Here is an 18104-nt window from a genome sequence, read left to right as displayed (position 1 = left end):
ACACCGTCACCCAGCGGGTTGGCCGCAGCGCATGGTCAGGCCGTGGGCATCTTCTAGCCACGAACCGCTGCTTCGATCGCGGCGATGTCGATTTTCATTTGCGTCATCATGGCTGCCATCGCCTTGGCAGACACATCCTTGTCGGCATTCGTCGTCAACTCCGTCAACCGCTTTGGGTAAACCTGCCACGACACCCCGTAGCGGTCCTTGAGCCATCCGCAGTGGCTTTCCTCGCCACCATTCGCGGTCAGCGCCGCCCAAAGCCGATCCGACTCGGCCTGATCGTCCGTCGCCACCGAAATCGACACCGCCTCAGTCAGCGTGAACATCGGCCCGGCGTCGAGAATTTGGTAGGGCACTCCGCCCAGCGAGAAGTCGATTACCGAGAAGGCACCATGTCCGGCGTCGGCAGAAAAGGTCTTCTCGATCCGGCTTCCCGGGATCAGGGAGCAGTAGAATTCAGCAGCCTCAAGGCCTCGACCGTCGCGGAACCAGAGGCAGGTACGGATGGAACTTGTCATAGTATTGTTCGTTGTAAGTAAGTTGATGGTTTTCGGGTCTTTCAATGCTACGACGAACAAGCGAGTGACTTCAGGACATTCATTTTTCGAATTTCTTGGTCGCGGGGAAATGGTTCAGCGGCCTAACGGCAGCGAAAGTGGGCATATCGAGGACGTTGCCGAACGTCGCAGGCCAGGCACCCACTACCCGCTATTGGGAGCGTCCCCCCGATGCTGATGCCGGCTGAGGTTTGTTGCCCCCCTTCGAAGTCGGGTCGGAACGGGCAGCGGATTTTCCATCGCTGCCTTGTTCGCCTTTCTGTTTCGACCCCGCAGCGAGTTCAAGCGCGGAGACGATGTCGCTATATCCCTTTACACGGGCGACTTCGATCGCCGTCTTGCCATTGACCTTGAGGCTCGCATTGGCGCCAGCCTCTAGCAGGCGCCGCACCACGGCCGCCCGGTTGTAATAGACGGCCATAAAAAGTGCGGTCTCCCCCTCGCCACACTGGAGATCGACTGTCGCTCCGGCCTTCAAAAGCATGTCGACCACCTCCACGTGACCTCCATAGGCCGCCTGATGCAGGTGCCACACGGGTTCGAATCGCTCAAAATGCTTGTAGTCGTTCACGCCATCCGGTTCCGCTCCGGCGTTGAGGAGCATCTGCACGCTCATGGTGTCACCCTGAACACAGGCTCGATCCATCAGCCAATACAGCTCGCCTGGGCCGATGGCCTTCTTGACCGCCGGAATCACGTGGTTCTGGGGCTCCGGGTCATCCCCTTCCCCTGAAGAAAACGCGCCCATCGGCAGCGCCGCGAGAGCGACTACTGTTAGAAGGATGATGGTTCTCCAGCGGTTCATATCTAAAGCGAACGAACCAAGCTCACCGCCGCATTTGCGGTACGAGCGTGATGGCCGGGTGCGCTGCAGCGCACGATTAGGCGCTTTCATGCAATTCAACTCCCTGTTTGGGGACGAGTTTTGGACCCACCTTGGGCTTCGCGGCATCGCGCGTCGGCGGCCTTAGCGGCTTCTGCTGCGACGGCACGGAGGTATTCCGCATTCCAAAGGTTGCATACGCGGCGAAGCGGTGGCCAAGGATCTCGGTGATCGGAACGCCCCGCCACCACGACAAAGGGCCCGAAATAGTGCCACAAGTCCAACATCATTGGGCCGAATGACTCCCGAACCGTGTCTCGCTCAACAGCCCCAATCTCGTATGCACGAGCCATTGCCTCGAAGAAGTTCATCGTCGTCAGGATAGAGTTTCTGATGGTCGCGTCTTGTGATTGGCTCGTAGCAGTGTTAATTTCTTTGGCGCGGCCCTCGTCGATCTTCCATTGGGACAAATTCAAATTATCTGGAATTTGGTATAACGCCGGAAAGTTTGAGAAAATCACGTCAAGGTGTGATCTCACTTGGTTGTTCCATTCAGCCATCATCTCGAGGGTATACTGGTATCGATTCCAGCGGTGGTTCTCGCTGAGCGAATAGGCTGCGAAAAACAGACCTGATGCGGTAAATACGACGCCAGCAGAACTCACTGAATCTTTCACAGATTCATGGTAACCAAACTTTAGCAAACAAAACAGGCCGCCGCTGGCTATTGCGCAGAGGATCAAGATGAGTTGCAGTCTGGTGGCTTTCATTCGTGAGATTCAGGGTGCGGGTGCGCGCGCAACATACCAATTGTGTGCAAACATGCAGAAAAAACAACTCAAGCTATAGGGTTTTTCAGGCTACCTCTGGTTCTGGCTTTGCAGGCGCAGGAAAAAACCTGCTGAGTCACCCCTGCGGCTCCGCTCCCACAAAGCGTGGCACCCCGCCTGTCATCCCCCTCTGCGTTCTCCCCCTCATCTGCAGTCCCACCCCTTCCACCCCCCATCTGTTCTGGACCTTCCGCCCGAAATGGTGTATAAACACCTTAATCCCCCCTGCCCTCCAGACGACCCCGCAGGACCCCCCGGCGAAAAAAATTCGCAAAATCGAATTAAGAAACGGCAAAGAATGCCGTTTCCGCGCCAATCACAGGTGAATACCAACCTTGCCCCGCTCATGAAAGCGAAACTCGCCCTTGCCGCGCTGACCCTTACACTCGGCGCCGCCGCCGTCCATGCTGCCAGCTTGCCGGAGGCGCAGAAGATTGACGCCATCCTGGCCAAGGAATGGGAGAAGAACAAACTGAAGCCCAACGCGCCGGCCACGGATGAGGTGCTGGTGCGCCGGTTGTACCTGGACATCGCAGGCCGCATCCCGACGGTGGAGGAATCGCAGGAGTTCGTCCGCTCCAACGACCCGGCGAAGAAGACCAAGCTCATCGACAAGCTGCTGGGCAGTGACGGCTACACCAGCAACATGTTCAACTACTGGGCGGACGTGCTGCGCCTCACGGACAATGTGAAGGGCCGCATCACGGCCGAGGCCTATGAAGAGTGGCTGAAGAAGCAGCTCAAGGCGAACACGCCCTATGATCAATTCGTCCGTAACTTGATGACCACCGAAGGTGGCGTGTGGGATAGCGGCTCCATCGGCTTCTACATGCGGGATGAAAACAAGCTCGATCACCTAGCCTACACGGTGCAGGTCTTCTTGGGCACCCAGATCGTCTGCGCCCAGTGCCACAACCACCCTTTCGACAAGTGGACGCAGATGGATTACTACGGCATGGCCGCCTTCACCTACGGCATGGACACCCGTGGCTATGAGAAGAACGCGCTGAAGAACCTGGCCCCCAAGGGCAAGAAGGGCGCGAAGGCTCCGGACATTGACCGCGCCGCGCTGAAGAACATGACCAAGGATGAGCGCAAGGCCTACATGGCCGAGCAGCGCAAGAAGATGGAGGCCACTGGTACTGAAGAGGCGAAGAAGCCGCAAATCAGCCGTGAAGATGTGGAGATGGTACGCAAGGCCTTCCAGGATGTGATGAAGCCGCTGCGCTACACGAGCATCAACTGGGCGGACAAGCTGCCCACGCTGCCGGCGGACTACAAGTATCCAGATGCCAAGGCTGGCCAGACCATCCAGCCGAAAGTGATGTTCGGCCATGAGGCGGATGTCGCCGGCAGCCCCACGCGGCTGGATGCCTTCTCCAAGTGGATGACTTCTCCTGAGAATCCGCGCTTCACCACCGTGATCGCGAATCGTATGTGGAAGAAGGCCTTCGGCATCGGCCTCATCGAGCCGGTGGATGAAATGATGGACTCGACGGTGCCTTCCAACAATGAGCTGATGGAGTACCTCACCGCACTCATGCAGGAGAAGAAGTACTCGCTGAAGTCCTTCCTCCGCGTGCTGTACAACACGGACACGTATCAACGCATGGCCACCACCACGGAAGTACCGCTGGGTGAGACCTACCATTTCACCGGCCCCATCCTACGCCGCATGAGCGCCGAACAGGTGTGGGACTCCATGGTGACGCTTTCGAAAGGGAACATCGATGACCAGGTGGAGGACGACAATGTGCGCCTGCACCAGTACCTCGATGATCTGAGCATGTTCCTCAACACCGTAAACTCGAAGGGTCCCGAGGCACTCGTGGAAGTCGCAAAGCAGGGCACTGCTGCCCGCGCGGATACCGACAAGAGAATTGCGGAACTCACGGAGCAGGCCAAGCAAATGCGTGAAAGCGGTGGCAATGCTGATGCCGCGCAAAAGCTAGCTCGTGAAGCCGCGCGCCTTCGCAAGGGAAATTCCAATGATGTGCTCGAAGCCCTTATTGGCGAGGAGCGCGCCAACGATCTGCGCCGTGGCTACCGGCCCGAGAAGCAAGGCATGAGCGCTTATGACAAGGCTGCACTCGCTGCGCTCTCCAAGGAAGAGCGCCGTGAAGCCATGAAGATGGGTGGCAGCCTTTCGCTGAACGCCCGCGCCTCGGAACTGCCCTCCCCTGCGAAGCCCGGCCACTTCCTGCGCACCTTTGGCCAGTCGGATCGCGAACTCATTCAGAACGCGAGCGATGACGCCTCCGTGCCGCAAGCACTCTCGCTGCTCAATGGTCCGGCCTCCGAAGTACTGGGCAATCCCCTCTCCAAGCTCAGCCAGGACCTGAAGAAGGCCGCCACGCCGCAGCAAAAGATGGATGTGCTCTATCTCTCCTTCCTGAGCCGCATGCCCACGAACAACGAGCGCGCCGTGATGGGCCAGGTCCTCCAACAGCGTGGTGACAAGGCGGTCGATGACGTGACGCACGCGCTGCTCACCGGTTCGCAGTTCCTCTTCATCCAGTAATCATCTCCACCACAATCCCTGCTCAAGCCAAGTCAGTCGCCCATTTCTCACCTCCTTCATCCTATGAAAACGGATCTCCTTAGAGCTGACGAACTTTCCCGTCGCGACTTCGTCATGAATGTGGCGAAGACCTGCCTCGGAGTCTCGGTGATGGGAGCGCTCGCTCCTCGCATCTCCGCTGCTCCATTTGAGGGAGCTTCGAAAGCGAAACAGGTCGGCACTGCGCGCAATGTCATCTACCTCTACATGAGTGGTGGCATGACGCATCTGGACACCTTTGGCTGCGTGCCGGGAGCGGATACCATGGGTGACACCAAGACCATCTCGACCTCCGCGGATGGCGTGCAGATTGGCGAACTGCTTCCGAACACGGCGAAGATGATGCACCACGGGGTGGTCATCAACTCACTGACCAGCACGCAGGGAGCGCACGCCCAGGGCAATTACTTCCAGCACACCGGCTACACCATGCGCGGCGCCACACGGCACCCCACCATGGGTGCGTGGTTGCAGAAGTTCCAGGGTAAGGGCAACAGCGCGCTGCCCGGCAGTGTGGTCATCACCAGTGACAGCAAGCATCCGGGCGGCGGCTTCTTCGAGGCGGCCTTCCAGCCTCTCATCGTGAACAACGCTGCGGCCGGCCTGCAGAACAGCCATCGCCTGGCGGCTCTCACGGAGAGCGATTTTGACTATCGTCTGAACCTATCGGCGAAGCTCGACCAGGGATTCCAGTCCGCCTATGAGTACAAGAACGTGCGTGCCTATGCGGATGTGTATCGCGACGCCGTGAACGTGATGAAGAGCGAGGATCTCGTGGCCTTTGACCTCAACAAGGAGCCGGAGGACATGCACGATCTCTATGGTAATGACTCCTTCGGCCAGGGCTGCCTGCTGGCGCGCCGTCTGGTGGAGCATGGCGTGCGCTTTGTGGAAGTGACACTGGGCGGCTGGGACATGCACCAGGACATCTACACGCGCCTTCCAGAGAAGCTGGACACGCTCGACCAGGGACTCGGTGCCCTGCTGGGAGATCTCGATCGCCGTGGACTCCTGGAAGATACGCTGGTGGTGCTCACCAGTGAGTTCGGCCGCACGCCGAAGATCAACCAGAACTCGGGACGCGACCACTATCCCAAGGCCTTCTCCAGCGTGCTGTGGGGCGGCGGGGTGAACGGCGGCCAGGTGTACGGCAAGACGGACAAGGGCATTGAGGTGACGGAGAACAAGATCACCGTGCCTGACTTCAATGCGACCATCGCCTATGCGCTGGGCCTGCCGCTGGATACGGTGCTCTACTCACCGAGCAAGCGTCCCTTCACCGTGGCGGACAAGGGCCAGCCAGTGACGGCGCTGTTTGGTTGAGATGGGAGGAACGGGGATTTCATTTTCTACGCAAGGCAATACAGCGGGGCAGGTCACACCTGCCCCGTTTGTTTTACGGATGTGCCCGTGATGATGTGGGACAGTCGCGAATCACGCGGGGGAGGTGGAATGTGCGCTTTGCGTCGATGTCGGTATGCGGAAGCACGAGATTTCTATCGTGGCCCCTTGTTTTTGTGAGTGAAACCCCTTCGTTCAAAGCAGTGTCGCGGCCTCAAGGGAGGCCGTTGCCACCGCACTCCACGACGCAAAGCGCTCCGAAGATGTTCATCGGTTTGCGCTGTGGAATCTGCCGGAACACAAGCAGGCTGATCCTGTTAGTGGGAACGGCTGCCGAAAGTGGCAGAGCAACGAGGAGATGGTGAGTTACAGACCGTAATGGGGACAGGAATGTCCCCACTCCTTGAAGGCTGGCGACGTTGTGGAGAATGGTGTATCAGGAGATGTTTCACGCTCTCGGGAACGAGGTGTTCCCGCTCGCTGAGCCTGCGGCAATGTCCTGGGCGATGGGCAAACAAAAAGGGTATATCACGCCATGGTGTGATATACCCAAGAATGATTCCTTCGTGCTCGGGGCACGGCTACTGGGCTAGCTCCCCTGGCGAGCCAGCCACCACTGGTAGAGCCAGGCGCAGGCGCCGATGAAGAGGACGGCGGTGATCAGGAACTCGGTGGCCTGCACCATGAAGCGGCGGCGCTTGGCCTGGGCCTGGGCAAAGGTCATCTTGCGAGGCTTGCCCACGGGAAAGCCCAAGCGATCCGCAGCCATCTCCACCTTCAGGCGGTGCATGTTGCGCTGAATCTCCTTGGCTTTCCGCTGCAGGGTCGCCACATCACGCGGCTCGCTTTCATCCATGAAAGGGAGCATCGGGGCGTTCTGGGGTGCGCGCTTGCGCATGCGTTTGTTTCCGGCCATGGGGAGTTTCAGGCTAGGAGTTTGAGAGCGAGGTAGAAAAGGATGGCGATGATTGCCAGGGGAAGAGTGAAGGCGAAGCCCATGCGGAACCACGTGCCGAAGTCCTGCGGCAGCGCCCCGGGAGCGCCCACGTGATGCGCCACGCCGGGCATCACACTGGCGAGCCGATGATTGGCCTTCCCATATTCGGATTCAGCATCCTCCACCGCACCTACGGCGTGATCGAGGACGTCCTCATCATGGTTCTGCTTGATGAGTTCCGGAGAGATGTTCCGAAGCGTATCGAGGTGGTGTTGATACACCTCGCGTGCGAGCGAAATTTCCTCCACCGCCTTTTGCGAATTGTGCAACTCACGATCGAGTTTGGCGAGACCACGGCTCAGGCGTTCGCACATGTCGCGACGACCGTCATGGAAGCGATCTTCTTTCTGCTGGCGCAGCTCGAGTTCGCGTGCTTCACGCTGGGTGCGATCAAGCTCCTGCTGGAGCCTGAGAGCCATGGCCTGCTTCATCTTCAACTCCCCAGCAGAGTCTGGAGAGATGCCCACGGCGGGCATGGACGCGCTGGCGGCGTAGTTGGCAGCCCGCTTGGGCTGCCTGTTGTGTGCCGTTTCCGGCTCTTCGAAGCGGAGCTCGGGAGCATCCTGCTCGTCAAAGAAGCTGGTAATCTTCGGCATAAAGAGGAGCTGTTGCTTTGCTCCTCTAAGTATTACGGATTTCCTAAGTTTGCCAATCGTTTTGTTCTCTGGAGCGCGAAAAAGTAAGGCATCCCACCAGACAAAACTGTTAGTATGAACAGTACGCTCAGTGCACCGAAATCTAAGGCTCCAAACTCAGGAACGTTCACGCCTTTCGCGACTGCAGCGTGGCGATGTACGGCAGGCACCACGAGGATGCCAACCGAAAGCACGATGTAGAAGAAACTGAGCACCAGACAAAGCGTTCCCCCGAAGCCGGAAACAATCTTGGCGGAGTTTGTCTCGCGGAAGTTGGGCAGCAATGCGCCAAGTGAGAGAGCGAGCGCATTGAGTCCGATCGTTTGCATGATGATCGCGATGACGAAGAAGGAGGAGCGCTCGAAGGAAAGCTTGAGGCTCATGGAGGAGATGATGACCAGCAGTGCGGTGACCGGCGTGACGACGCAGACATTGAGCCACAATTTCTGACTCAGCACTTTTGTCAGAGGAAAGGGAGCGAGTCCCAGGATCCACAGGCGCTGGCCCTCCATGCTGAATTGGGGAAACACAAAGCGCGTGCTCAGCGTGGACATGGCCAGGCAGCACACGGTGAGATTCAGGTAACTCGTGATGGAACTCCAGATCGCATCCTTGTAGTTGTAGCTCAGGTGGCGCAGGTTCGAAGTGTACACCAGCAACAGCCCGAAGATCAGCGCGCACTGGCCCCACTGCATGGGCTCGCGAAGGAAGATGCGCACGTCTTTCATCACGAGTGCCTGGGTCTGCCGCCGCAAGCCCAACAGGAACATCCGCAGCCCGCGGCGTGAGCGTTTGCCAAAGACCTGCTGTCCCTTGGTCAACTGGCGTCCCTCCATGCGCGCCATGGCCATATTCCAGGTGTCGTAGAAAAATCGTCCTGCAAGCCAGCGTGTGAGCAGCCACACCACGAGCGCATAGCTCATGAGCGTGAGCAGGTAGAACCACGAGCGCCCCGGCAATCCCCTGCCACTGGAGATCACGACTTCCGCCACCCAGGAACTGGGCAGCAGAGGATGAGTGCACACCTTTGTGTGCTGCAAGAGCTGGTTCACATTCGCCGCGACGTCGCCGGAAATGAGTTGGGCGGTCTGCTGCCCGCGAATCTGCCATGAAATGCCGATGACCACCGCAACGCCCAGCACCACGGCCACCTTCAGCCACCACGGACGGTAGCAGCGCACGACGAGCAGCAGCAGCCAGGAACTCATGTTCGACGCCACGGAGATGAGCGCCACGACCGCAAGAAGGCTCAGAACGTAAAACGAAGGGCTGGCCTCCAGCACATTTCCGAAGGCGGCCAGAATGGGCGCGCTGAGCAGGAGCAGGCCCCAGCTGGAGAGCAGCAGTCCCTCCACCGTTCTCCACAGCACAATGCTGCTGTGCGGCATGGGCAGGCTGAGATGCCAGCCCGTCTCCTGCCTGCGGAAGAGGCTGATGCCCGTGATCGCGGAGTTGGAGATCACCAGCATGAGGAAAAAGAAGAAGAACAGCAGGTACAACATGCGCTCCGTAAGCATCGGTCCCAGCAGAGGCAGATTGTGTACGAAGCGCAGGCCCTGATTCACCAGCAGGTAGGCCGCGAGCATGTACAGTCCCATGAAGGCCACGATGGTGAAGGTCATGGGCCGCCCCTCCCCCAGTCCGTATCTCAACCGGTGACGCAAGGCCGCTCCGTGGACGCGTGCCTGGGCGAATGTTGCTTGCAACGTGGATTCCATGTGGCCCCATCGTGCCAGCACCCTCCCGCCGGATGCAACGGAAAAACCACTCTTTCCGAAGATGCAAGCTTTACGTTCTTGTCAGTTTCTTAGGGGAAATACTTGCACAAGAAACGCCTTTTCGCCAAAAATGAGCGCTTGCCCCGTTCGCGGGTCAAAAGGAGCCTCCTCATTTATCCAAACCAAATCTATGCTGCAAAGTATCATCAACATTAAGCTGGTCGCGATGGCGGCTGCGCTCGGCCTCAATACGGACGAGTGGAAAAATCCAAGCCCGGCCATGACCCAGAATGTGCAGGCTCTGGAAGAAGCCCAGAAGCTCGCCGCGAGCGGTCAGCAGGCTCCTGCAGGCAAGGGCATGAACGAAATTTTCGCCAACATCAAAACGCTAGCGGACGGCGGTGACAAGGACGCTCAGTTTGCCTGGGCCCACTTCCTCCGCCAGAGCAACCAGCAGGGTGGTGTGGAGCAGTCGCTTGAGTACTACAAAAAGGCTGCTGACCAGGGCCAGCTCCAGGCCATGAACAACTACGGCACCATCCTTGCCACCTCCGCCCAAGCAGTGGAGAAGGCCAAGGAAGGCGTGACCTACATCAAGCAGGCGGCTGACAAGGGCCTCAACGAAGCCCGCCGCAACATGGCGACCATCTACCTGCGCGGTGGCGCAGGTGAAAAGCCCGACGCGGACGCTGCTTTCAAGCTGCTGGATACTGCCTCCAAGGACAAGGACAGCCAGGCTGACTTCGAAATCGCCCAGTTCTATGCTGGCGGTGGCGGCCCTGAGAAGAAGGACGACGAAAAGGCCTGGACCTACCTCCAGAAGGCCTCTGACGCAGCCAACCCGAACGCACTCGCCTACATGGGCGCCCTGCTTTTCGGTGGCGGCAAGATCGGTGACAAGGAAATCCAGAAGGATCCAGGCGCCGCAGTGAAGAAGTTCCAGCAGCTCGCTGACCAGAAAGTTCCCGCCGGTCTCCGCACCATGGGTGAACTTCACGAAGGCGGTCTCGCCGGCGTACCGAAGGACTTCACGAAGGCCCTCGACTTCTACACCAAGGCCGCTCAGGGCAATGACGCCGCTGCGCAGCTCCGCCTCGCCACCTTCTATGATGGCGGCGTGGACTTCACTCCTGGCGACGACAAGGTGGAAGTGCAGCGCAACGACGCTGCGGCCCTCCAACTCTACCGTCTGGCCGCGCAAAACAATTCCGCTCCTGCGATGTTCCAGGTGGCCACGTTCTATGAAGCCGGTCGCGCTGTGGACCGCGACCTGAACAAGGCATTCACCCTGTACCTCCAGTCCGCCATCCTGGGCCTCCCCTATGGCATGCAGAAGACCGGTGTGTACTACCTGAACGGCGCCGGCACCCAGAAGGACCCGGTCTCCGCCGCTGCCTGGTTCGCCCGTGCTGCTGCAGCTGGTCTGCCCGACGGCAACCTGAGCTACGGTATCGTGACCGAAAACGGCCTGGTGCCCCAGAAGGACCCGAACGTCTCGCAGTTCTTCGCTGCAGGCGGCTACTACAATGATGCAGCTCAAGCCGTGAACGCGAGCGATGCAGTGCGCATGGACGCCCTCGTCCGCCTCGGCAGCCTCTACTTCCGCGGTCTCATGGTGCCGTCCGGTGAGCAGCCGAAGCAGAACTTCGAGCGCGCCTACCTCTACTTCAAGCAGGCCTCGAACATCGACAAGAACAACCAGATCGCTGCCCAGGCTCGCGACGAAGCTGGTGCCAAGCTGACGGTGGACCAGAGGAAGAAAGCCGACGCGGATGTGGAACGCATCGAAGGCGAGCTCAAGCGCCGCAAGGAAGCTGCAGCGAATCCCGCTGCCGCTGCTGGTGCCGCCCCGGCCGCAGCCCCCGCCGCCACTCCTGCTGCTGCTCCTGCCAGGCCGGCCACCCCGGCTCCCCGCAGCCGCTAAACCCGGCCGCGTTTTCGCAGTAAGCGGAACACGAAGTCCCTAACCACTCAAAGGCCGCGCTGGAAACAGCGCGGCCTTTTCTTCTTATCCCGGGAGACATGGCGAGTGTTCTCCCCTCCCCACCTCCTCCGACTCCACCTCGTCCGTCCATCGGAAGGGAGAACCGCGATCTCTTTTCAGGAGGAGACACATCATGAGTGGTAAACCCAGGACAATCCCAAGCGCATCCCGCAACCGGCACAGCACCGATGAATCCCAGCAGATGCCCCCAGCCGGTGACCAGAGTCAGGCCCAGAAACGAGTGGAATCCGGCAAGGCTGGCCTCAGCACGCCTGTCACGGCAAGCAGCACCTTTGCGAGCAGCAGCGACTCACCCACGGACGAGAATTTCGTGAATGACGATATCATCGAGGAAAACAGCCACGTGATCCCGCCGACGAAGAAGTCCGGAAGCAGAAATGCAGGCAAGCACGGCAGGAAGTAGTGCGCGGTCGAGGAGGTAATTTTTTCCGCAGGTAATCCGCTCGATGCGGCGGGGCGCGGCGTATTCACCTCCATGAAAATCAAGCCGCAGTTCGCCGAAGAACAGTCTGACGACGGAGAATTCGAGCGCCAGGAAGATGCGTTCCGCGACTGGATTGAGCCGGGCTCAAGCACGCTGCCTCCCGTGGCGGGCCGGTACCACCTCTACATTTCCCTGGCCTGTCCCTGGGCCAGTCGCGCGCTCGTGGTGCGGAATCTGAAGGGGCTGCAGAAGGTCATTGGCCTGACCGTGGTGGATCCCGTGCGGGACGAGCGCGGCTGGGCTTTTCGAAACGGTCCGGGATACAGCGAAGATCCGGTGAATGGCTTCAAGTTTCTGAGCGAGGCCTACCTTGCCTCCGACCCAAAATTCCGCGGGCGTTACACCGTGCCTGTGCTGTGGGACAAGGAACAGAAGCGCATCGTCAACAACTCTGAGGACGACATCTGCCGCATGTTCAACGATGCATTTCCCAACGCTGGCGACAGCAAGGTGGATCTCTTCCCGGCAGACATTGCGGAAGAACAAGCGAAGCTCAGCAAGTTTATCTATGAGAAGGTAAATAATGGCGTGTACCAGGCTGGCTTTGCCACGAGCCAGACGGCCTATGAGAAGGCCTGCCGCTCGCTCTTTGCCGCACTGGATGAACTGGAAAAGCGCTTGGGAAGAAAGCGTTATCTCTTCGGCACGCGCATGGTGGAGGCGGATTGGCGGCTCTTCTGCACGCTGGTGCGTTTTGACGCGGTGTACCACGGGCACTTCAAGTGCAATGTGCGGCGCATTGTGGACTACCCAAATCTCCACGGTTACCTGCTGGACCTGTATCAGCAGCCGGGCATCGCCGATACGGTGGACATAGACCACATCAAGCGGCACTACTACGTCACCCACACGGAGATCAATCCAACTGGCATCGTACCCATCGGTCCCGCCCAAGATTTGCTGGCAAAACATGACCGGGATCGGCTGGGGAACGGCTGAATTTCAGCGCCCCATCAGGCTTTGAATCGGGCGTTCTGCACTAGGGCAAAGCGCCCTCGGAATTATTATCGCTTTTGAGGGATTGTTTAGCGGGGTTTGCGAAACTTTGCCGTTCTGATGCGGTTCTGTTGCGGCGTGTGCTGAGGCGCCTAATGGCACTTGAAGACATCGTCAGTTGTCAGGCCGACTCGTGGCATGATAATTGCAATGAAACAAATTGGTTCAGAGCTCTTTAGAACGGTTTACCCCTCTATTAACTTAGCTTAATAATCATCAAAAGTTTTTGATTCAGTGGCGCAACTTTTTAAAAATTTCCCTATGAAAAATTGGCGACTTTTGAGAGAATCCGGCAGTTCAGCGTCCCAACCCTCTCATTTCGAGCAGTTTTTTAAATTCAGGATTGCGAGTTATTTATGAGAATGAACCATTAAGATATTCTAAGTATTACGGATTCTATAAAATTTTTGTTGAACTTATGGATGTCGGGGTATTAACTAGACCTAACACATCGCCCCGCGGTGCCGTCGCCCAGTAACCTTTATGAAGCTCCCTTCCGAAAGCCCTTGGTCCCCTGCCGTCGCCGCTCTCCACGATGTTTCCGTCCAGTGTCATGGGCGGGTACGAGTGCGGTATTGCACGAAAAATTTCGGGTTTGAAATCCGGGCCTGCAATCCCGTGAGCCACCCCTCCCTGGTGTTTGCTCTGGTGCAGGATTCCCGCGGCACGCAGCATCCGGTGCAATTTGCGGTGCGTGTGGACCTTGAGTCGGGAGAAATCTGGGACATCGCCAACAACACCGGTGTCATCGGCTGGCTGGAACTGGACAACTGGAAGAATGCCGGAGAGGAGTACCCCCTCGTGATGCGCTGGGAGATTGAGCGCGCAGGAGATGCCCTCATTCCCCGCCTGCAGATTGGCGACGAAGAGTGGCTCTACCCCTCAGTTTTTTTCTCCGGAGACGCGCCCTTTGCCGCGCTTTCCGGCCACGATGTGGAAGGTCTCGGCCACCGGGAGGTGTTCTCCCCCGGCTACGTGTGGGCCCAGGACCGGATTTCGAGGTCCTAAGCGCATTTTCGGCTCGGTTGGCTTGAGCTTTTGTAACGAATACAAAAGCGGCGGGTGAACAACCCGCCGCTCTTTTTTTGGAGTATGCCGTGAGGCCGGTGAGTGGGGAGATAGATGTCCCCACTTTTTTGTGAAATGCGTCCGGCTATCGACGACCATCGACCGCGAGCTTCACTTTGTAAAAACCGGTGCGGGCGGTGATGTAGAGGGTCTGGGTGCCCTTGGCGCCAAAGACGCAGTTCGCAGGACCTTCAGGCACTTCGATTTTTGCAATCGTCTTGCCCTCGGGCGAGAAGACCCAGATGAACTTCTGCGCGGTCACATAAAGATTGCCGCGCTCATCGATGGTCATCCCGTCGCCGCCGGTAGTTTTACCTTCTTCCATCTTCGCGAAGTCGCGTCCGTTGGTGCAGGCTGCGGTCTTGGGATCGATGTCGTACGCACGCACCTTGTTGGCGCCATTGTCGCAGACATACAGGGTCTTCTTATCGAGGGAGACGATCACGCCGTTGGGCTTCACGCAATCATCCACCACGCGGGTGATCTTGCCGCCCTGGGCATTGCCCTTGCCGGTGGCGATGTAGTACACGGCCTCCTTGTCTTGCGTGGGTGCTTCCTTGCGGTAATTGGGGTCGGTGAAGTAGATGCCGCCCTTGCCGTCGAGGTCGAGATCGTTGGGCGCATTGAAAGTGGCGCCGTTGTATTCCTTCGCGATCGGCTCGGCTTCGCCGGTACCAACTTGGCGGGTGACGAGGCGATTGGTGCCTTCGCATGCCAGCAACGCGCCGGAGGGCGTGAACATGAGGCCGTTCGCGCCGCCGGTGTTCTCACGATGGATGGTGATTTGACCAGAGGCAGGATCGTAAATGTGAATACGGTTGTTTGGGATGTCGGTGAAGAAGATGCGGCCATCGCTCGCGAGCGCAGGGCCTTCGGTGAATTTGAAGCCGCTCTGCACAAGTTCCACCTTGGCCTCCCCTGGCACGGGCGAGGCTTGCGAGTCGGCAGCCTTGGCGGGCGTGAGGTCTTCTGCCTTGGGATTCTCCAGGATGCGGATGTTGCGCCACTTCACGGACATCGGCGTGGTCTCCTTCCCCACCCCGTGCACTTGCAGGGCGATGAAACCTTTCGGCGTCATGTTGTCGGTGAGTTCGCCGGCGGGTACGCCATTCAGGAAGGTGCGAAGGTGATCGCCATTCGCCTCGATGCGCACGCGGTTCCAGGCGTCGCGTTTGAAGGCGTAGCGTGCGGGGTCATTGGCTTCGAGATTGTTCAGCCATCCGCGACGTCCTTCTTCGTAGATGCCGCCGGTCCAGGCGCGGTCGCTGGGATCGAGTTCAAATTGCAGGCCATGCACACGGCCGTTTTGGTAGTCCGCCTTGGACTCGGAGCGGAATTGAATGCCGCTATTCAGACGGGAGTCGACCATGACTTCCATCTCCAGGATGAAGTCACCGTAGTCCTTTTCCGTGCAGAGGAAGGAGTTTGGCGTGTCTGGCACGCTGGTGCCGACGATGGCCTCCTCCACGATTTCGTACTTCGCCTTGCCGCCGAGCTGCTTCCAGCCGGTGAGGGTCTTGCCGTCGAAGAGAGGAACGAAATCAGCTGCAGGGGCAGCGGCAGTCAGGAGCAATAACAGTGCGAAGAGCGGCGAGTGTTTCATGGGGCGATTGTGGGAGCCAGTAAACGAACGCCGCGAGCACAAACTGTCACTCACCGTGGACTGGCTTCTTTGTCCCACTTCACTTTGATCCTCCGCGTGAGGAACGCGAATATTCCCAGAGCCAGGAAGATTGAACCAGTCCGAACTACACCATCCACATCCTTCACTTTGACCCGGCAGATGATGCACAGAGGGCGGGTCTGGCGGTTGCCATAGCCGCCAGCATCGAAATCCAACAGCTCAAAACCTTCCCGCTGCGCCCAGGTCCTCACTCTTTTCTCCGCGTCCTTGCTGCACCAACCCATGTAGCCGACTACCGCAATCATCACGGCGAAGGAGCCACCGATGAAGAGAAAAGACTCATTCGCTTCCTTCACCCGTTCCCGGTGAAGTTCCACCTGGGAAATTGCCAGCAGAGCGAGCGTGAATGCGCTGTGGAAAAGTTCAGATAGGAACACGCGGAGGTACCTGGGAAGGGAGCCGTTGTGTACGACGCAACACTGTGTTTTACCACTACATTCAAACCACTGGTAACGGCGTGAAGTCCCACTGAACTACTACCTTGTCCTCCAGTCCACTCTTCCAAGAGACAAAGAACCAGCCACAACAGGCCCATCCACGCCTCACAGTGCCATCGGGGTCCATGGCGGCGAATCGAAATACCTTCTGCATGCCATTGGCCAAGAAAAACGGACCACGCCAGAACAAGCGAGGTGAGGCGGAGACGAATTTGAGTCCTTCGGCTTTTACCCAGCTCTCGAGTTGAACACGCGCAGGCCCATATCCCGATTTGACGACCTTGCTGCCCAAAAAAATGCTGGCAAGCAGCCAGAGGCCAATCCCAATGGATTCGAAGATCATGGCAGTCCAACGTAGCTCGCGAGTCCCTTCGCAAGTGTATTTCAAGTGTCAGGTCTCGCGAAGGGACTCGCGAAGTACGTTGGGCTACCCCACCACGTTCTGTGGCTTGCCATCGAGGAACGCTTTCACATTTTGCGTGGCCACATTGATGAGGCGCTCGCGCGCCTCCTTGCTGGCCCAGGCGATGTGCGGGGTGATGTAGCAATTCTTCGCGGTGAGCAGCGGGTTGTCCGCAGGGGGCGGCTCGGCGGAAAGGACATCGAGTCCAACACCGGCGAGGCGGCCATCGTTCAGGGCAGCAGCAAGTTCGGCTTCGTTCACCAGAGGGCCTCGCGCAGTGTTGATGAGCAGCGCTGAGGGTTTCATCTTCGCGATGTTCTGCGCGTTGATGATGTGCTTGGTGTCTTCAGTAAGCGGGCAGTGCAGGGAGAGGACGTCCGACTGGGCGAACACTTCCTCTTGGGAGGCAGGAGTGACGCCTTCGATGGGCGCCTCTTTCCACGTGCGGCGATTGGCGATGACTTTCATGCCGAGTGCGAGCGCGATCCTGGCCACGCCTTCTCCAATGGTGCCGTAGCCCAGGATGCCGAGGGTGCGTCCGCTGAGTTCCACCAGGGTGCCGTCCCAGTAGCAGAAGTCGGGGCATTGGCTCCAGCGTCCCTCACGAACGGTCTGTGCGTGGTGGCCGACGCGGTGAGTGAGTTCCAGAAGCAACGCGAAGACCGTCTGCGCCACGGAGGGCGTGCTGTAGCCCGGCACATTCGTCACGGTGATGCCGCACTCCTTCGCAGCAGCGACGTCCACCACATTGTAGCCGGTGGCGAGCACGCCGATGTACTTGAGCTTTGGCAGGGAGCGGATGGTATCTCCGCTGAGCACGGTCTTGTTTGTGATTACCAGCTCGGCATCCTGTGCGCGCACGAGCACCTCGGCGGGAGCGGTGCGATCATGAAAGGTGCAGTCGGCGAGGGACTCCAGTCCGGCCCAGGAGAGATCGCCGGGGTTGGCGGTGAAAGCATCGAGGATGGTGAGGCGCATGGGGAGAAGGGAGCGTGGAGGGCAAGGATGGGCAAGTGATTCCGCACGTTGTCCGCAGGGATGTTCCGCGTTGCGCGGGGATGGCTCCACCTTGCCAAAATGCGGTGGTGCGGTTGCGAGTACTGCGGCGGTGCCTAGCATCGCGGTCCATGAAAACTACTGCTCTGCGTACTTCGTCTTCCTGGATGGCAAGCGTCGCTTGCGTCATCGCGCTTTCCGGCTTCGCCATTCCTGCCTTCTCCGCAGATCCTGCCAACAAGCTCTGCCCGATCATGACGGATGACGAGGTGGATGCGGAATACATCGTGGAATCCAGCGGTGTGCCCGTGGGCCTGTGCTGTGGCAAGTGCGACAAGCTCTGGAAGAAGAACGAGAAGTACTACATCAAGGCTGGCTTAGAACTTGGCCTTCTGCCGCAGTTCAAGGGCAAGGAGGCGGAACTCGGTCTCGACAAGGTGGAACTGCTCCCACAGCGCTTCTGCCCAATCAATGACAAGAACATCGTGACGCCACAGTCCCTCCGTGGAGTACAAGGGCGTGAAGGTGTATTTCTACAATGAAGCCGCGCTGAAGAAGTGGGAAGCT

The 18104-nt window shown here is 58.8% G+C and carries 17 protein-coding genes; 7 read left to right on the top strand and 10 right to left on the bottom strand.

Going from position 1 to position 18104, the window contains the following annotated elements:
• Positions 1-53 precede the first annotated feature (53 nt).
• The 3 genes from G5S37_RS12935 to G5S37_RS12925 all read right to left on the bottom strand — a co-directional run bounded on the left by G5S37_RS12935 (position 54) and on the right by G5S37_RS12925 (position 2153).
• Positions 54-521, bottom strand: coding sequence for a VOC family protein (locus tag G5S37_RS12935; protein ID WP_165211574.1), 468 nt, complete (start codon positions 519-521; stop codon positions 54-56).
• 190 nt (positions 522-711) lie between these two features.
• Positions 712-1365 carry an ankyrin repeat domain-containing protein gene (locus G5S37_RS12930; protein ID WP_165204528.1) on the bottom strand — a complete coding sequence of 218 codons (654 nt, stop codon included), beginning with the start codon at positions 1363-1365 and terminating at the stop codon, positions 712-714.
• Between the two features lie 95 nt (positions 1366-1460).
• Complete coding sequence (locus G5S37_RS12925; protein ID WP_165204526.1) at positions 1461-2153, bottom strand: hypothetical protein; 693 nt, start codon at positions 2151-2153, stop codon at positions 1461-1463.
• A 358-nt stretch (positions 2154-2511) separates the two neighbouring features.
• Here G5S37_RS12925 and G5S37_RS12920 point away from each other — a divergent pair, with 358 nt between their 5' ends.
• Both G5S37_RS12920 and G5S37_RS12915 read left to right on the top strand, forming a co-directional pair.
• Complete coding sequence (locus tag G5S37_RS12920) at positions 2512-4734, top strand: DUF1549 domain-containing protein (protein WP_206026428.1); 2223 nt, start codon at positions 2512-2514, stop codon at positions 4732-4734.
• Between the two features lie 63 nt (positions 4735-4797).
• On the top strand, positions 4798-6096 hold the full coding sequence (locus tag G5S37_RS12915; protein WP_165204522.1) for a DUF1501 domain-containing protein: 1299 nt from the start codon (positions 4798-4800) through the stop codon (positions 6094-6096).
• Between the two features lie 607 nt (positions 6097-6703).
• On the opposite strand, the gene G5S37_RS12910 is transcribed toward G5S37_RS12915, so the two are convergent.
• From G5S37_RS12910 to G5S37_RS12900, 3 genes are read right to left on the bottom strand one after another with little or no spacing between them, the layout of a single operon-like run.
• Positions 6704-7030, bottom strand: coding sequence for a hypothetical protein (locus tag G5S37_RS12910; protein WP_165204520.1), 327 nt, complete (start codon positions 7028-7030; stop codon positions 6704-6706).
• 8 nt (positions 7031-7038) lie between these two features.
• Entirely contained in the window at positions 7039-7707 is a 669-nt protein-coding gene (locus G5S37_RS12905; RefSeq protein ID WP_165204518.1) for a hypothetical protein, read from the bottom strand.
• Between the two features lie 32 nt (positions 7708-7739).
• Complete coding sequence (locus G5S37_RS12900; protein WP_206026427.1) at positions 7740-9368, bottom strand: hypothetical protein; 1629 nt, start codon at positions 9366-9368, stop codon at positions 7740-7742.
• A 286-nt stretch (positions 9369-9654) separates the two neighbouring features.
• On the opposite strand from G5S37_RS12900, the gene G5S37_RS12895 reads away from it, so the two are divergent.
• From G5S37_RS12895 to G5S37_RS12880, 4 genes are all read left to right on the top strand, one after another.
• On the top strand, positions 9655-11388 hold the full coding sequence (locus tag G5S37_RS12895) for a tetratricopeptide repeat protein (protein WP_165204514.1): 1734 nt from the start codon (positions 9655-9657) through the stop codon (positions 11386-11388).
• Between the two features lie 193 nt (positions 11389-11581).
• Positions 11582-11872 (top strand): hypothetical protein, encoded by a 291-nt coding sequence (locus G5S37_RS12890; protein ID WP_165204512.1) that lies wholly within the window; start codon positions 11582-11584, stop codon positions 11870-11872.
• A 72-nt stretch (positions 11873-11944) separates the two neighbouring features.
• Positions 11945-12892 carry a glutathione S-transferase family protein gene (locus tag G5S37_RS12885; RefSeq protein ID WP_165204510.1) on the top strand — a complete coding sequence of 316 codons (948 nt, stop codon included), beginning with the start codon at positions 11945-11947 and terminating at the stop codon, positions 12890-12892.
• 675 nt (positions 12893-13567) lie between these two features.
• Positions 13568-13957: a hypothetical protein gene (locus G5S37_RS12880; protein WP_165204508.1), complete on the top strand. Its 390-nt coding sequence runs from the start codon at positions 13568-13570 to the stop codon at positions 13955-13957.
• A 145-nt stretch (positions 13958-14102) separates the two neighbouring features.
• On the opposite strand, the gene G5S37_RS12875 is transcribed toward G5S37_RS12880, so the two are convergent.
• The 4 genes from G5S37_RS12875 to G5S37_RS12860 form a co-directional block, all read right to left on the bottom strand.
• Positions 14103-15620 (bottom strand): SMP-30/gluconolactonase/LRE family protein, encoded by a 1518-nt coding sequence (locus G5S37_RS12875; RefSeq protein ID WP_165204506.1) that lies wholly within the window; start codon positions 15618-15620, stop codon positions 14103-14105.
• 50 nt (positions 15621-15670) lie between these two features.
• A complete protein-coding gene (locus G5S37_RS12870; protein WP_165204504.1) occupies positions 15671-16078 on the bottom strand; it encodes a hypothetical protein in 408 nt (135 codons plus the stop codon).
• A gap of 61 nt (positions 16079-16139) precedes the next feature.
• Entirely contained in the window at positions 16140-16481 is a 342-nt protein-coding gene (locus tag G5S37_RS12865; RefSeq protein ID WP_165204502.1) for a hypothetical protein, read from the bottom strand.
• Positions 16482-16565: 84 nt separating this feature from the next.
• A complete protein-coding gene (locus G5S37_RS12860) occupies positions 16566-17519 on the bottom strand; it encodes a D-2-hydroxyacid dehydrogenase (protein WP_165204500.1) in 954 nt (317 codons plus the stop codon).
• 149 nt (positions 17520-17668) lie between these two features.
• Here G5S37_RS12860 and G5S37_RS12855 point away from each other — a divergent pair, with 149 nt between their 5' ends.
• On the top strand, positions 17669-18079 hold the full coding sequence (locus G5S37_RS12855) for a hypothetical protein (protein WP_165204498.1): 411 nt from the start codon (positions 17669-17671) through the stop codon (positions 18077-18079).
• Positions 18080-18104: the final 25 nt, after the last annotated feature.

The organism is Roseimicrobium sp. ORNL1, assembly GCF_011044495.1.
In the GTDB taxonomy this organism is placed as follows: domain Bacteria; phylum Verrucomicrobiota; class Verrucomicrobiia; order Verrucomicrobiales; family Verrucomicrobiaceae; genus Roseimicrobium.
The sequence above is the reverse complement of the archived record's forward strand: the minus strand, read 5'-3'. Positions and strand labels throughout refer to the sequence as shown.

Coding starts and splice junctions, on each gene's coding strand:
- G5S37_RS12915 (WP_165204522.1), top strand. CDS start 4,798: ATGAAAACGGATCTCCTTAGAGCTGACGAACTTTCCCGTCGCGACTTC.
- G5S37_RS12890 (WP_165204512.1), top strand. CDS start 11,582: ATGAGTGGTAAACCCAGGACAATCCCAAGCGCATCCCGCAACCGGCAC.
- G5S37_RS12895 (WP_165204514.1), top strand. CDS start 9,655: ATGCTGCAAAGTATCATCAACATTAAGCTGGTCGCGATGGCGGCTGCG.
- G5S37_RS12930 (WP_165204528.1), bottom strand. CDS start 1,365: ATGAACCGCTGGAGAACCATCATCCTTCTAACAGTAGTCGCTCTCGCG.
- G5S37_RS12875 (WP_165204506.1), bottom strand. CDS start 15,620: ATGAAACACTCGCCGCTCTTCGCACTGTTATTGCTCCTGACTGCCGCT.
- G5S37_RS12920 (WP_206026428.1), top strand. CDS start 2,512: ATGCCGTTTCCGCGCCAATCACAGGTGAATACCAACCTTGCCCCGCTC.
- G5S37_RS12905 (WP_165204518.1), bottom strand. CDS start 7,707: ATGCCGAAGATTACCAGCTTCTTTGACGAGCAGGATGCTCCCGAGCTC.
- G5S37_RS12910 (WP_165204520.1), bottom strand. CDS start 7,030: ATGGCCGGAAACAAACGCATGCGCAAGCGCGCACCCCAGAACGCCCCG.
- G5S37_RS12900 (WP_206026427.1), bottom strand. CDS start 9,368: ATGACCTTCACCATCGTGGCCTTCATGGGACTGTACATGCTCGCGGCC.
- G5S37_RS12860 (WP_165204500.1), bottom strand. CDS start 17,519: ATGCGCCTCACCATCCTCGATGCTTTCACCGCCAACCCCGGCGATCTC.
- G5S37_RS12925 (WP_165204526.1), bottom strand. CDS start 2,153: ATGAAAGCCACCAGACTGCAACTCATCTTGATCCTCTGCGCAATAGCC.
- G5S37_RS12865 (WP_165204502.1), bottom strand. CDS start 16,481: ATGATCTTCGAATCCATTGGGATTGGCCTCTGGCTGCTTGCCAGCATT.
- G5S37_RS12885 (WP_165204510.1), top strand. CDS start 11,945: ATGAAAATCAAGCCGCAGTTCGCCGAAGAACAGTCTGACGACGGAGAA.
- G5S37_RS12855 (WP_165204498.1), top strand. CDS start 17,669: ATGAAAACTACTGCTCTGCGTACTTCGTCTTCCTGGATGGCAAGCGTC.
- G5S37_RS12935 (WP_165211574.1), bottom strand. CDS start 521: ATGACAAGTTCCATCCGTACCTGCCTCTGGTTCCGCGACGGTCGAGGC.